The 13,972-nt window shown below is 68.7% G+C and carries 14 protein-coding genes and 1 pseudogene; 4 read left to right on the top strand and 11 right to left on the bottom strand.

The window, feature by feature from the left end; translation table 11 throughout:
* Positions 1–47: 47 nt before the first annotated feature.
* The 5 genes and pseudogenes from FB384_RS03755 to FB384_RS03775 form a co-directional block, all read right to left on the bottom strand.
* A pseudogene (locus FB384_RS03755) lies at positions 48–899 on the bottom strand (RecB family exonuclease); the annotation flags it as partial.
* A gap of 31 nt (positions 900–930) precedes the next feature.
* Entirely contained in the window at positions 931–1,548 is a 618-nt protein-coding gene (locus FB384_RS03760) for a MarC family protein (RefSeq protein WP_183779171.1), read from the bottom strand.
* 7 nt (positions 1,549–1,555) lie between these two features.
* Positions 1,556–2,428 carry a PHP domain-containing protein gene (locus FB384_RS03765; RefSeq protein WP_183779173.1) on the bottom strand — a complete coding sequence of 291 codons (873 nt, stop codon included), beginning with the start codon at positions 2,426–2,428 and terminating at the stop codon, positions 1,556–1,558.
* 88 nt (positions 2,429–2,516) lie between these two features.
* Positions 2,517–3,077, bottom strand: a complete 561-nt coding sequence (locus tag FB384_RS03770) for a PH domain-containing protein (protein ID WP_183779175.1) — start codon at positions 3,075–3,077, stop codon at positions 2,517–2,519.
* A 19-nt stretch (positions 3,078–3,096) separates the two neighbouring features.
* The gene (locus FB384_RS03775; RefSeq protein WP_183657701.1) at positions 3,097–3,258 is read right to left on the bottom strand and encodes a hypothetical protein; all 162 of its coding nucleotides are present in this window, start codon (positions 3,256–3,258) and stop codon (positions 3,097–3,099) included.
* A 268-nt stretch (positions 3,259–3,526) separates the two neighbouring features.
* On the opposite strand from FB384_RS03775, the gene FB384_RS03780 reads away from it, so the two are divergent.
* Entirely contained in the window at positions 3,527–3,931 is a 405-nt protein-coding gene (locus FB384_RS03780; RefSeq protein ID WP_183779177.1) for an NUDIX hydrolase, read from the top strand.
* 55 nt (positions 3,932–3,986) lie between these two features.
* On the opposite strand, the gene FB384_RS03785 is transcribed toward FB384_RS03780, so the two are convergent.
* Complete coding sequence (locus FB384_RS03785) at positions 3,987–5,096, bottom strand: DUF2332 domain-containing protein (RefSeq protein WP_183779179.1); 1,110 nt, start codon at positions 5,094–5,096, stop codon at positions 3,987–3,989.
* A gap of 488 nt (positions 5,097–5,584) precedes the next feature.
* On the opposite strand from FB384_RS03785, the gene corA reads away from it, so the two are divergent.
* The 3 genes from corA to FB384_RS03800 all read left to right on the top strand — a co-directional run bounded on the left by corA (position 5,585) and on the right by FB384_RS03800 (position 8,536).
* Entirely contained in the window at positions 5,585–6,688 is a 1,104-nt protein-coding gene (gene corA / locus FB384_RS03790) for a magnesium/cobalt transporter CorA (protein WP_183779181.1), read from the top strand.
* A gap of 358 nt (positions 6,689–7,046) precedes the next feature.
* On the top strand, positions 7,047–7,697 hold the full coding sequence (locus FB384_RS03795; RefSeq protein WP_183779183.1) for a metallophosphoesterase family protein: 651 nt from the start codon (positions 7,047–7,049) through the stop codon (positions 7,695–7,697).
* Positions 7,694–8,536, top strand: a complete 843-nt coding sequence (locus tag FB384_RS03800; protein ID WP_183779185.1) for a ParB N-terminal domain-containing protein — start codon at positions 7,694–7,696, stop codon at positions 8,534–8,536. Before FB384_RS03795 ends, FB384_RS03800 begins: the two co-directional genes overlap by 4 nt.
* An 84-nt stretch (positions 8,537–8,620) precedes the next feature.
* On the opposite strand, the gene FB384_RS03805 is transcribed toward FB384_RS03800, so the two are convergent.
* From FB384_RS03805 to FB384_RS03825, 5 genes are all read right to left on the bottom strand, one after another.
* On the bottom strand, positions 8,621–9,802 hold the full coding sequence (locus tag FB384_RS03805; RefSeq protein WP_183779187.1) for an ABC transporter ATP-binding protein: 1,182 nt from the start codon (positions 9,800–9,802) through the stop codon (positions 8,621–8,623).
* A 4-nt stretch (positions 9,803–9,806) separates the two neighbouring features.
* Positions 9,807–10,646, bottom strand: coding sequence for a carbohydrate ABC transporter permease (locus tag FB384_RS03810; protein WP_183779189.1), 840 nt, complete (start codon positions 10,644–10,646; stop codon positions 9,807–9,809).
* On the bottom strand, positions 10,646–11,602 hold the full coding sequence (locus tag FB384_RS03815) for a carbohydrate ABC transporter permease (protein ID WP_183779191.1): 957 nt from the start codon (positions 11,600–11,602) through the stop codon (positions 10,646–10,648). The genes FB384_RS03810 and FB384_RS03815 overlap by 1 nt, the downstream gene beginning before the upstream one ends.
* On the bottom strand, positions 11,599–12,924 hold the full coding sequence (locus FB384_RS03820; protein ID WP_183779193.1) for an ABC transporter substrate-binding protein: 1,326 nt from the start codon (positions 12,922–12,924) through the stop codon (positions 11,599–11,601). Before FB384_RS03820 ends, FB384_RS03815 begins: the two co-directional genes overlap by 4 nt.
* Before the next feature lie 283 nt (positions 12,925–13,207).
* Positions 13,208–13,729: a general stress protein gene (locus tag FB384_RS03825; protein ID WP_183779195.1), complete on the bottom strand. Its 522-nt coding sequence runs from the start codon at positions 13,727–13,729 to the stop codon at positions 13,208–13,210.
* Positions 13,730–13,972 lie beyond the last annotated feature (243 nt).

A 13,972-nucleotide genomic window follows, 5' to 3' on the forward strand; every position in this document is an offset into this window, starting at 1 on the left:
CCGTCACCGGAGCCCCCGGTGCGGTCGTCATCGGCATCGTCGTGGAGCGGAGCGAGCAGATCCCACGACCGCGCCGCCGGGCCTGCCTGCTGTCCGGCGGGGCAGCTCGGACGGAAATCGCACCACGCGCAACGGCGGCCGGTACGCGCCGGGAACAGCTCGTCCGGGTCGCCGCCGTCGGCCAGCTTATCCGCGGCCTGCTGCAGGTCGGTGGCCGTCTCCTCCGCCCGGGTGAGCTGCCTGCTCAGGCTGTCGGACGTGTGCTCGGCCGCAGCGACCGTGCCGCTCGGCAGATGGTGCAGCTCGACGCGCCGGCACGGCGTGTGCAGGGTCCGTTCGGCCGCGACGGCGTACAACGCAAGCGCTTGGGAGGAACGCGCCTCGTGCTCGTCGGGCGCACGCCTGCCGGTCTTGTAGTCGACGACCACGAGTTCGCCGTCACGCTCGTCGATCCGGTCGGCGCGACCTTCCACGATCATCGACGCCGGACCGTCCCCACCCGCCGCCGGCGCCGACACCCACCGCTCGACGCCACGAGGGTCGGTGTTCAGGTCGTGGTCGGCGACGTACCGGGAAGTCCACTCTTTCGCGAGCCGCCGGTACCGCCCGGCCTGTTCGGAATCGGCGAACCCGGCGCCCTTCCAGTGCCGGTCCACGAGCGCGGCGGCGCGTGCAGGTGTGCGTTCGGCAGCGGGCAGGTCGAACAGCGCACGCAGGGCGTTGTGCACCACCGCGCCGAGGGTGCTGTGCGCCCACGGCCCCGTGCGCTGCGGCGTCGGACGGTCGACGTACGCCAGGCGGTAGCGGCGCGGGCAATCGTCGAACGTCGACAACCGCGCCGGCGTCACCTTCATCAGGCGACGCGGCGTCACACCGAAGTCGAACCCCAGTTGCTCCATCACGCGCACCGTACCGACAGTCCCCGACACCTCACGCGCCGGCGATGAAGCCGCGCACCGAATCCGCCACCAGCTGCACCGCGATCGCCGCCAACAGCAGACCGGCGATCTTCGCGAGCAGCGTGATGCCGCTCTCCCGCAGCACCTTGATGAGGACTCCGGAGTAGCGCATGCACACCCAGATGATCACGTGGACGGCCACGATGGCGCACGCCAGCGCGATGTAGCCGCCGGCATCGCCGTCGGCCTCGCGGACGAACACGATCGTCGCGGCGATGGCACCCGGCCCGGCCAGCAGCGGAGTCCCCAGCGGCACCAGTGCGACGTTCACGTCGTCGGCCACTTCGGGCTCACTGCCGCCCTTGCTGGTGAGCAGGTCCAGGGCGACGAGCAGCAGGAGCAGCCCGCCCGCGCCCTGCAACGCAGGGATGCCGATGCCCAGGTAGGCCAGGATCGCCTGTCCCGCGACGGCGAACAGCGCGACGACCAGGAACGACACCAGCACCGCCTGCAACGCGGCCCGCGCCCGCGCCGACGGTTGTTTGCGGCCGACGAGACTCAAGAACACCGGCACCGTGCCGGGCGGATCCATGATGACCACGAGCGTGATCAGAGCCTCGGTGAACAGCGTCAGGTTGAAGTAGTCCATCGCCGCCTCAGCCGCCGACCACGACGTCGGTCCCCGTGGCCTGCGCGACCAGTGCGTCGAACTCCTCCGGCGGCGTGACCTCCTGGCCGATCCGGATCGACTTGTTCGTTCCGTGGTAATCGCTCGACCCGGTGCGCACGAGCCCGAGATCCTTCGCCAGGGCGCGCAGCTCGTCGCGAGTGCGCGCGTCGTGATTGGGGTGGTCGACCTCGACCCCGGTGAGACCGCGTCGTGCCAGCGTCTCGACGACCTCGGCCGTCACCGTCGGGCCACGCTGGAACGCGAACGGATGCGCCAGCACCGTCACACCGCCCGCCTCGGCGATCATGTCGATAGCATGTTCGACCGGGGTGTCCCGGCGCGGCACCGAGTACCCGCGACCGGTCGCCAGATAGCTCGCGAACGCCTCGTCGACGGTGTCGCACAGCCCCGCACGCACGAGCGCCTGCGCCAGGTGCGGCCTACCGGCCGGGGCGTCCGGGCCGAGGCTGCCCAGGATCTCGTCGGCGTCCACCGGCAGCCCGTCGGCGGCCATCCGGTCGGCGATCGCCCGCAGGCGCGACCGTCGCTGCTCCCGCAGTCGCCGCTGCTCGGCGACGATGGCGGGGGCGTCGGGGTCGAACAGGTAGGCCAGCAGATGCACGCTGACCCGCCCACCGCGGCCGTCGTCGGATACGCACGACAGTTCGGCCCCTGGCACGAGCCGCATCCCCGGCGGCAGTGCCTCGGCCGCCGGCCGCCAGCCCGCGGTCGTGTCGTGGTCGGTCAGCGCTACGACACCGAGCCCGGCGGCCGCCGCGACGGCGACGAGCTCGGTGGGGTCGTCCGTGCCGTCGGAGACGGTCGAATGGGTATGCAGGTCGATGCGCACGACGTCCATTGTCCAACACGCGCGCGGGGCGCCCCCGCGGCAGGCACCGCGACGACCGCAGCACGTGGTCCTGCGCTGCAGCGACGACGCAGGACCGTCAGCCGCGGACCTTCTTGCCGCGGGCGGCGCGCTGCGCCTTGATCATGGAGAACCGCTCGGCCTGCTTCTGCTTGTCGCCGAAGACGAGCTCCGAGATCGTGTCGTAGAAGTTCTCCGGCTCCGGCAGGTACCGGATCTTGTTGAGCGCCTGGATCTGGCCGGCCGACTCGATGACCGTCGTGCCGTACCCGAAGATGCGCCCGCCGAAGGTCCGCTCGTAGGTGAGGTCGGTGACCTTGGTGATCGGCATCATCAGCACCTGCGTGGTCCAGACGCCGGTCGTCATGATGAACCGCTTGTCGGTCACGACGAGGCGTTCCACCCACCATTCGATGACCTTGTACGAGAACCAGAGGACGACGCCGAGCGCGGCGTACCAGAGCAGGTTCTGTACGACCCACATCGACGGCGGGAGGATGTACGAGATCATCACGCAGATCGCGATCATGGCGATGGCCTCGAATACGTTCCACCCGAGACACGCCCAATGGCGTCGGATGCGGATCACCCGACGTTCGGTGTCGAGGAGGTACTCGTCTGGGTCGCGTGGTGCGAACATGAACCGAGGGTAACGCGCGTCAGGTGAAGATGTTGCTGACGAACGTGATCACGGCCTCGGCGGCGTCGCGCAGGAAGCCGATGATGTTGTTGACAAAACCCGCAGCTTGACCTGGCTGCGCGATCACGAAGAACAGAACCAACGCGACAGCGGCAATTCCTGCGAGCTTCTTCGCGTTCACGGCGATCAATCCCGTCTCTCGAGTGCAGACCAGTTGCTTGGACCTGTTGGGTGAGGTGCCACTAAGTTTGTACCGCACTACCTGTCGCTACGGGAGGTAAGTCCTGCGCTTGGGGCAGTACGCGCGGTGATCGTAGCGTGATCGCTACCCATCGTGACCACAGGGGCGGGCGCCGCCGCATCGCGTTGACCTCCTGCACGCGGGGCTTCCGGAGGCCGGCAGGACGGATACGACGGCCCGCTCGTCGCGGCCGAGGGACGGGAGCGGGATGGATCACATCCGGTGCGTGGGCGGGATCGTGCACGACGCCGCGGGCAGGCTGCTGCTCATCCGTAGGGCGAATCATCCGGCACGGGGCCGCTGGTCACTGCCGGGCGGACGGGTCGAAGCGGGCGAGACCGACCGCGCCGCGGTGGTGCGGGAACTCGCCGAGGAGACAGGACTGGCCGTCGAGGCAGGTCCGTTCGTCGGCAGCATCATGCGCGAGCCGTACCTGATCAACGACTACCGCTGTCTCGTTCGCGGTGGGCGGCTGACGCCGGGCGACGACGCGTCCGACGCCCGGTGGGTCGACCACCGTGAACTCACTCGGATGGACGACCACGACGAGTTGACGGAAAACCTGGTCAACACTTTGCGTGCATGGGACATGCTGCCCCACGACTCTCAGTGAGGACTCGAGCCGGGTCCGTAGCGAACGCCACCGGCGTCCGGCGCGGACCCGTGTCTCACGGGCCGAGCCAGGTCATCCGCTGCCCGTGCGGATCGGCAAGCGCGAGCGCCTGCGCGTCGGGACTGCCGTTCTTCCAGGTCACAAGGCCGAGCGTGGGACGCGCCGTCACTCCGTAGGCCAGCTCGTCCCTGCCGGGCAGCACCACGTCGAGCCCGGCCTCGTACGACTCGAGCGTGACCCACCACACCGGTCGTTTCTCGGCGATTTCACCCACCGCAGTGACGAACGCTTCGCGCCGGTCGGCCGCCATGTAGGCCATCACGTGGCTGCTGAACAGCACGAGGGGCAGTTCCTCCGGAACCCGCGCCGCGGCCGCGGCCAGGTCGTCGACGGCGTCGCCCGCCACCAGTTCCGGGACGTCCTTGGCCTGGGCCGCCGCTGCCGTGCGCAGCATGCGGATCCGGTCCGGCTGATCGGCCCACACGCACGCCTCGAGCCAGGCGAGTTCGTCGTCGTCCTGCGCGTCGACCGGATTGCGGTCCAGGCCGACCTTCGCGCCGACGTTCAGCTTCGTCGGCACCGTCGGCGGCCCGGCCCCTTCGGCGAGCTCGACCGCGCAGTGCAGGCCGACGGGTGTCTTCTTCGGACCCGCCGTGAGCTGTTCCCCGCCCGGCAGTCGGTACTGGTACGCGAACCGGTCCATCCCCAGCAGCAACCCGGCGCTGCAGCCCACCTCGAGCAGGCCGACCTTGCCCTTCGCCTGCTTCGCCGCACGCGCCACGGCCGGATACAGCACGGCCGCGCGGTTGACCTCGTTGGTCTGGGTGAACCGGGTGCGCACGATGTCCGCCACACGGTCGGCGCGTTCGAGCAGGAACGTGCGGAACTCGGGCCAGGTCGCACCGTCCACGCCGTCCATCCCGCCGAGCGACGGGTAGTACCGCGACAGCGGGTGGATCGGCTCCGCCTGGATCAGCCGGTGCGCGGCCGCCAGCAGCAACGTCGGGTGCGTGTCCCCGTCGGTGCCCGCCTCCGACAGCAGCGCGGCGACGTCGTCGTCCTCGGCGGCTTGGCCCGCGAGATGGGAGTAGAGCGGCGAAATCCCGGCCGCCTCGTGGTCGGCGAACCGCCGCAGCCGTTCCTTCACCGTGCCGACATCAGCCATGCCGGCGCTCCGGCCCGACGATCACCCAAGTTCCGAACCGCACGTCAGAGCCCTCCTCGAAGATCCCCCAGCGATGATGCGAGACAACCCTAGAGGTACCCTTGACCATCGGCGCGCAATGCGTCAACGCGAGCAACACCACGTCGCGTGCAGACCGGCCGAAGGAGGTGAGGAATGCAGATGAGCAGTGACGATAGTCCGCTCAGTACCGCCAGCCCGCTCAGTACGGGCACCGCTTCCTCACGCCGGCCCGAATCGGCCTGACCCTCCGGCGAGCAGCGTCCGGACCGACCACGTCGGCCAGTCGCACCTCCCCTTGCCGCGAGCGGCATGCGCCACGGGTTGCAGGCGGCGAGTCCACTCGCCGTGGCAGCCCTGTTCGCTCCAGCGCGGAAGCGGTCCTGAGCACCCGCCGAGCTCGACCGGTTGAACACCGGCCGGGCGTGGCACCTCAGTGATGATCCGGCGACACTCAGCCTGGAGAAGCCATGCCTGCGATTCCTTCCTTCGGCAACCTGCGGGGCCGTGGCGGCAGAGGCGCCCGTGGGCGCCGCGCCCCGGCGCAGGCCCCGCAGCGCCGGCCGCAGCCGCTGTCGGCGTCCGTCGTCGACTGCGGCGTCTACATCGGTGGCCAGCGCAAGCCCGGCACCTGGACACACGAAGAGGCGGTCAACGAGGTCCGCGGCCGCGACGACGGCTTCGTGTGGATCGGCCTCCACGAGCCGACCGAACCCCAGATCCAGGGCATCGCCGAGACGTTCGGCCTGCACGAGCTGGCCGTCGAGGACGCCGTGCACGCGCACCAGCGGCCGAAGCTCGAGCGCTACGACGACACGCTGTTCATGGTGTTTCGCACCGTGCGCTACGTGGAGCACTCCTCGCCGACGACGGCCAACGAGATCGTCGAGTCCGGCGAGCTCATGGCGTTCCTGGGCAAGGACTTCATCATCACCGTGCGACACGGGAACCACACGGGGCTGGCGCAGTTGCGGCGCGAGCTGGACGCCGATCCGGAGCGGCTGCAGAACGGGCCGGCCGACGTCCTGCACGCGATCGCCGACCACGTCGTCGACCACTTCCTCGACGTCACCGACAAGATCGAGGACGACATCGACGAGATGGAAGCCGAGGTGTTCGCCCCGCGCAGCCGCGTCACGTCGGAGCAGATCTACCTGTTCAAACGTGAGGTGCTGGAGCTGCGGCGTGCGGTCTCGCCGCTGGCGACGCCGCTGCGCAGGCTCTCCGAGGGCTACACCCGGCTGGTGCCCGAGGACGTGCGCTCGTACTTCCGCAACGTGCACGACCACGTCACGACGGTCGCCGAGCGCGTCGAGTCGTTCGACGAGCTGCTGACGACCCTGGTCGACGCCACGCTGGGGAAGATCACGCTGCAGCTCAACTCGGACATGCGCAAGATCACCGCCTGGGCGGCGATCATCGCGGTGCCGACCGCGATCGCGGGCATCTACGGCATGAACTTCGAATACATGCCGGAGCTGAACTTCAAGTTCGGCTATCCGCTGGTGCTCGCGATCATTCTCGGCCTCTGTCTGCTGCTCTATCGAATATTCCGGAAGAACCGCTGGCTCTGAGCACGCGCTCGGGCCGGCACTGAGGGGCACATCCGGGTTCGATCGATCATTCATGGGGAGTTGTCATGATCCGCAAGCTCACCGACCTGAAGTTCTGGGGCGTCATGCTCGGCATCGCCTGGCTCGTCGTGGTCATCGCGTTCATCGCGATGAACCCCGACGCCGCCGCGGTGACCCACTGACGCGGCGGCGCTGACCCAAACGTCGCGCGTGTCCTGCGCCCACCCGTCGCCCGGCCGCCACCCCCTAGCGACGCGCTGACGCGCGGCTACGTCGTCGCGCGTGTCCTGCGCTCAGCCACGCGTGTCCTGCACTCAGAACCGCGTGTGCTGCGCCCGCGTCGGCGTACCCTGTCGCCATGGTGCGAGCACTGGTGGTCGCCGACGAGGTCGACGAGTCACTGTGGTGCGGCCGTGACCTCGACCCGCGGGTCGACGTGGTGCTCGGCGCGGGCGATCTGCCGTTCGGCTACCTCGAGCACCTCGCGAACCTGCTCGACGTGCCGCTGGTGTTCGTGCCGGGGAACCACGACCCGGATCTGACGGGATTCACGCGTCACCGTGGCCTGCCGCTGCGGGGCGGCATCCCGACGGCCTGGCCGGGGCCCGCCGGCGGGATCGACGCCGACGGCCGCGTCGTCACGGCCGCGGGCCTGCGGATCGCAGGGCTCGGCGGATCGGTGCGCTACAACGGTGGGCCGAACCAGTGGTCGCAGCGCGCGCAGGCACGCAGAGCGCGCAGGCTGGTCCGGCGGTGCCGGGGTCGGCCCGTGGACGTCCTGCTGACCCACGCTCCGCCGCGCGGGGTCGGCGACCGCGACGATCCGCCCCACCACGGCTTCGACTGTCTACACGAGACCGTCCGGCGACTGCGGCCGCGGTGGCTGCTGCACGGCCACATCCACCCCTGGGGCGAGGCCGCGGGCGATCGCAGACTGGCGGGCACCACGGTGCGCAACGTCGTGGGCAGCCACGTGCTCGAACTCGGGTCGCTGGTGGGCTCGGCATGAACCGCGACACCGGGTTCCCCCGCGCCGACGCCGAGCACGACTTCCTGCGCGCCCGCAGGCGGCAGGTGCTGTCGCGACTCGCGACCTGGCTGCGCCGCGAACCCGACGACGTGAACATCACGCTGCCGTTCGGCGAGGTGGTCGCCGCGCTCGGCTGGGAGGGGCAGCGCCGCCTCGGCCTGCGTGTGATCAAGCTGGACAGCATCGTCGGCAGTGTCGACCGTGACTCCGACTTCGACCGCCGGTTCCGGCCGACCTCGGGCCGGGTCCGCCAGCGCTGGGAACGCCTCGCGCTGGCCAGTCGCCGCGGCGAGGCGATCCCGCCGATCGAGGTGTACCGCGTGGGCGAACTGCACTTCGTCATCGACGGTCATCACCGGGTGTCCGTGGCGCACGCCCTGGGGCTCGACACGATCGACGCGTTCGTCACCGAGGTCCGCACGAAACTCGACCCGGCCGGCATCCGCCACCGCGGCGACCTCATCGTCAAGGACTACCGGCGGCTGTTCCTCGAACGCGTGCCGCTCACCGGCCAGGCCCGCGCCTCGGTCGTGGTGACCGACCCGTGGGACTACGCGGAACTCGGCGAACACGTCGAGGCGTGGGGGTTCCGGCTGATGCAGGACTCCGGCGTGTTCCTCGACCGGGCGACGATCGCCGCGCGGTGGTACACCGACGAGTACGAACCGGTGGTTCGGATGCTGCGCCAGGCCGACCTGGTGGGGTCGCGCACCGAGGCCGAGGCGTACCTGTGGGTCGCGGGTGAGCGCTACCGGCTCATCCGGACGCATTCGTGGGACGACGCCGTCATCGAAGCGATCCGCTCCCGGCGCCGCTGACCCCGCAACGGCCGAATCGGCGAAGGTGCGTCCCGGCGGGACACACCTTCGCCGCGTGGGCGGTCCCGGCAGCGGGCCGCCCGCTCAGCCGTCGAAGGTCAGGTTCTTGCCCGACTTCGGGTCGAACAGCTGGAGCCGCTCCGGGTCGAACCAGACCTCCAGCTCCCTGCCCTCGGCAGCGGCCGAGGCCGCGTCGAGCCGGGTCACGATCGTCGACCCGCTGCCGGGCACGTCCGCCGACCCCGCGTCGGCGGCCAGTTCGGCGAGTTCCTCACTGCCGGTCAGCTGCTCGTCGAGGGAGAAGTACGCATACTTCTCCGCGCCCATCGATTCCAGGACGTCCACGGTGGAGCGGAAGGTCGCACCGGCCTCGCGGTGCTTCTCGTCCACGAGCGAGACGTCCTCGAAGTGCTCGGGCCGGATGCCCGCGATCACCTCACGCGGTCCGCCGGCCGCCTCGACGAGCCTGCGCACCCGGTCGGTCAGCACCGTCGTGCCGAGGACGCTCTTGAGCACCCCGTCTTCAAGCGTGCCGGGGACGAAGTTCATCGACGGGGAGCCGATGAACCCGGCGACGAACAGGTTCGCGGGCTGTTCGTAGAGGAACTGGGGCGAACCGATCTGCTGCACGTGACCGCCGCGCAGTACGACGACCCGGTCGCCGAGCGTCATCGCCTCGGTCTGGTCGTGCGTGACGTACACGGTCGTCACGGCGAGCTGCTTCTGCAGCTTCGACACCGACGTGCGCATCTGACCGCGCAGTTTGGCGTCCAGGTTGGACAGCGGTTCGTCCATGAGGAACGCCTTCGGACTGCGAACGATCGCCCTGCCCATCGCGACGCGCTGCCGCTGTCCCCCGGACAGGTTCGCGGGCCTGCGGTCGAGGTGCTGGTTCAGGTCGAGGATCTGCGCCGCCTCCTCGACCTTCTCGTTGACGGTCGCGTCGTCGACCTTCGCCAACCGCAGCGGGAACGCCATGTTCTCCCGCACGCTCATGTGCGGATACAGCGCGTAGGACTGGAACACCATCGCGATGTCGCGGTCCTTCGGCGACTTCTCGTTGGCACGCTGCCCGTCGATCCGCAGTTCGCCGCCCGAGATGTCCTCGAGGCCCGCGATCATGTTCAGCGCGGTGGACTTGCCGCACCCCGACGGGCCGACGAGGATGATGAATTCGCCGTCGGCGATCTCGATGTTCATCTCGGACACGGCTTGCGCCCCGTCGGGATAGCGCTTGGTCACCTTGTCGAGCACGATCTCTGCCATTGCCTTACCCCTTCACGGCACCGGACGTCAGCCCCGCGACGATGCGGCGCTGGAAGAACAACACGAACAGGATGATCGGAATGGTGATCACGACGGCGGCCGCGGAGATCGTCCCCGTCGGATCCTCGAACTGCGAGGCACCCGTGAAGAACGACAGGGCCGCGGGAACGGTTCGCGACGCCTCCGTGGAGGTCAGCGAGATCGCGAACAGGAAGTCGTTCCAGCACAGGATGAACACCAGGATCGCCGTGGTGAACACCCCGGGTGCCGCCAGCGGGGCGATCACCTTCCGGAAGGCCTGCGCCGGGGTGGCGCCGTCCATCTTCGCCGCCTTCTCCAGCTCCCACGGGATCTCGCGGAAGAACGACGAGAGCGTGTAGATCGCCAGCGGCAGCGCGAACGTGATGTACGGCAGGATCAGGCCGGGCCACGTGTCGAAAAGGCCCAGTTCCCGTTCGATGTTGAACAGCGGCGTGACCAGCGAGATCTGCGGGAACATCGCGATCAGCAGCGAAACCCCCACGAGCAGCTTCTTGCCGGGGAACTCCAGCCGGGCGACCGCGTACGCCGCCATCATGCCCAGGATCACCGCGACGAACGTGGCGATGAGGGCGATGCCGATCGAGTTGAACAACGGCCGGATGAACTCCGTGGTCGCGAAGATGTCCTTGTAGTTCTGCAGCGTCCATTCGCGCGGGATGAAATTGCCGTCGGCGATCGTGTCCTTCGACTTCAGCGACAGCGACGCGATCCACAGCACCGGGACGAGCGCGTACACCACGACGATGATGTCGAGCAGCGCCCAGCGCGCCTTGCGGCCTGCCGTGGCCGTCTGCATTGCCATCAGCGCTTACCTCCGTCGTCACTGCCCGGTGCCGCCGTGCCGAAGCCCTTCACGAAGACGAACGCGATCAGCGCCACCGTCAGGAAGATCAGCACCGCCATGGCGGATCCGATACCGAGATTCAGTCCTTTGATGAGGTTGTTGTAGGTCTGCATCGACACCGACGACGTGTCGTTCGACCCGCCGGTGAGCACGAAGATGTTGTCGAAGATCCGGAACGCGTCGAGCGTGCGGAACAGCACCGCCACGAGGATCGCCGGTTTCATCACCGGGAGCATCACCTTGGTGAACCGCTGCCACGCGTTGGCCCCGTCCATCGAGGCAGCCCGCATCAGGTCGTCCGGCACGAGCGCCAGCCCCGCCATCAACAACAGGGCCATGAACGGCGTCGTCTTCCACACCTCGGCCAGGGCGATGATCAGCAGCGACGGCCCGTACTCGGTGAGCGGGGCTCCGCCCTCGGCGAGGAGGTTGGCGAGGTATCCCGTTTCCGGTGTCCAGGCGTAGTACCACGAGAACGCCGCCGCCACGGTCACGATGCCGTACGGGATCAGCGCGACCGTCCGAACCAGCCCGCGGCCGACGAGGGTGCGATGCATGACCAGCGCCAGCGCCATGCCGAGGACGAATTCGATGGCCACCGTGACGACGGTGATCAGCATCGTCGTGCCGAAGGCGGTCCACCAGTACGAGTTCGTCAGGACGGCGATGTAGTTGTCGAATCCGACGAACTCCTGTTCGCCGGGAAAACGCAGGTCGTAGCGCTGCAGCGACAGCCAGATCGAGTAGACGATCGGATACCCGGTGACGGCGAGCATGACGATCGCCGCGGGTGCGCACAGCAGCCAGCCGAGTCTGCGCTCGGCCTTCTTCCCTTCACTGAGCTTGGCCTTCTTCGACTTCGCCTGCGACGCCGCGGAACCCTCGTCCGGGGCGTCGGTGACCGCGTGGCTCATGGGATCACGCCCTTCGAGTCGAGCGCGGCGGTGAGCTCTTCACGGAGACGCTCCGCCGTGCGCTGAGGGTCGATGTCGGACGGCGGTGACAGCACCTTGGCCATCACCGTGGACAGATTCTGGTATGCGGGCGTCAACGGCCGGACCGCCGCGTTCTGCAGGGCTTCCTTGATGGCGCCGCGCATCGGGTACTCGGTCGCCATGCTCGGGTTGCCGGTGGGGTCGGCCGACTTCGACGGGTCGAGCGGCTCGGTGTCGTCGTAGACCGACTCGATGGTCGGCGGCACCCCGTCGGAGAGCGCGGAGAACTTCTGATGCTCCGCACTGCGCAGGCACAGCGCGGCGTCGAACGCAGCGGGCTTGTTCGTCGACGCCGACGAGACGGCCAGGTCGTAGCCGCCGATGGTGCTGCGGCCCGGCTCGCCCTGCTGCACGCTCGGGTACGGCGCCCACTTGAAGTGCTGCAGGGTGTCCGGCTCCTCCGCGGCGTAGGAGGCGTAGACGAACGGCCAGTTGAGCTCGAAGGCACCGCGGCCCTGCTGCATCGCGAGGCGGACCTCGTCCTCCTGCTGGTTCGTCAGCGACGGATCCGTCAACCCGGAGGTGGTGACCTCCTTGAGGATGCGCAACGCCTCGACCGCACCGTCGTCGATGACCACACGCTTGCCGTCATCGGAGAGGATCCGGCCGCCCGCCGACTCCACAATGGAGTTGTAGACCACGACGAGGCCCTCGTACTGGGCGCCCGTGAACAGGATCTGATGCGGCTCGCCCTCACGTTTGAGCCGCTTCGAATCCTCGATCATCTCGTCCCATGTGGACGGCGGTTCCGGTGTGATGCGGTCGTCGTACCAGAGCAGCTGGACGTTGGTGTTCTTCGGCGCGGCCCACAGCTTGCCTTCCCACTTCGCGGTCGCCAGCGGCCCTGGCAGGACGTCGCGCTGTGCCTCCGCCTTGCGGTCGCCGGTCCACTCCTCGACCCAGCCCGCCTCGGCGAACTCCGGAACCCACGTGACGTCGAGCCCCAGCACGTCCATCGTCTCGTCGCCCGCCGCGAGTCTGCGCACCATCTGCTCCCGCTGGCCGTCGGCGTCACGCGGCAGCTTGTGGTAGACGATCCGGTAGCGGCCGTCGGCCTGCTCGTTGCAGTTGTCGACGACCGTCTGGAAGTTGTCCTCGGGTGCGTAGTAGACGTCGATGGTTCTGGTGTCGTCGGTGCCGCACGCGGTGACCAGGCCTGCGCCGGTGACCAGAGCACACGCCAGGCCCGCCGCCCGTGCGGGTGGCCGGTGCCGACGGGGCCGCGTCCGCCGTTTCGCCATTTCCTCCTCCTCCACGTCATACACGCGGATCGGAGGAATCCGCCTCCGCACCGCGTCGTGCATGAGAATCCGGGAAATTCACGGTCCTGCGACCGCTCGATTGATCGATTGGGAAAGGTATTCCCAATGATCACGGAGGGCAAGCGCACTCTGTAACGATTCGGGGCGAAGGCGCGGGCAACTACCGACGAAAGAACTACGCGCGGACGCCGTTCGCGCCCGCGCGTATCGCGATCACCTCAGCTCCGGATGCCCACACTCGTCGGCTCCGGGCCGGTACTCGTCAGCCGTGGGTACCCATGTTCAGCTTCGCGAGCAGATCGCGGCCCTGTTCGGCGTTCCGCGGCTGGCACAGCACGTCGTAACGGCCGGCCACCAGTTGACTCGACGACGAGAAATCCCGCCTGCCGCGAGTCGACGCGTAGCTCACCGCCGCGAACGCGACACCGAATCCGATACCGACGAGGAGTCCGATGAGGATCGGCGCCGCCGCCATGCCCTCGGCGGTGCTGAACATGCTCAGCAACAGGCCGACGAACAGGCCGAACCACGCGCCGGACGCCGCACCGGTGCCGAGCACGCGGCCCCACGACAACCGCCCGATGACGCGTTCCACGAGCATCAGGTCGACCCCGACGATCGTCACGTCACGCACGGCGAAGTCGTTGTCCGCGAGATAATCGACGGCTCGCTGTGCTTCCTCGTAGGTGTTGTACGAACCGATCGGCCACCCGGTCGGCGGCGTGGGCAGCTTCGGCTGTCCGGGCGCCTGACGGCCTGACGACAGTGGACCGGTCACGATCATCACCTGTGCTTTCGACTTCGCTGCGTTGTCAGCACTGTAGGCAGCGGCCCACCTGGCTGGGTACCCGCAGTGGTCCTCGTTCATGCGTGTTCGCCCACCCGGGGAGCACCCGGGCGAAACGGCGAATCCTCCACAACAATACGTACTTTTGGGCCGGGGTGATCACCGGACGCGGCGCGAAAGCCGCGCGGCGCGTGACGCCGGGCCGCGCCACGCCGTGAGGTGATCACCACTGGGCAGTCC

Source organism: Prauserella sediminis (assembly GCF_014195435.1).
Classification (GTDB): Bacteria; Actinomycetota; Actinomycetes; order Mycobacteriales; family Pseudonocardiaceae; genus Prauserella; species Prauserella salsuginis.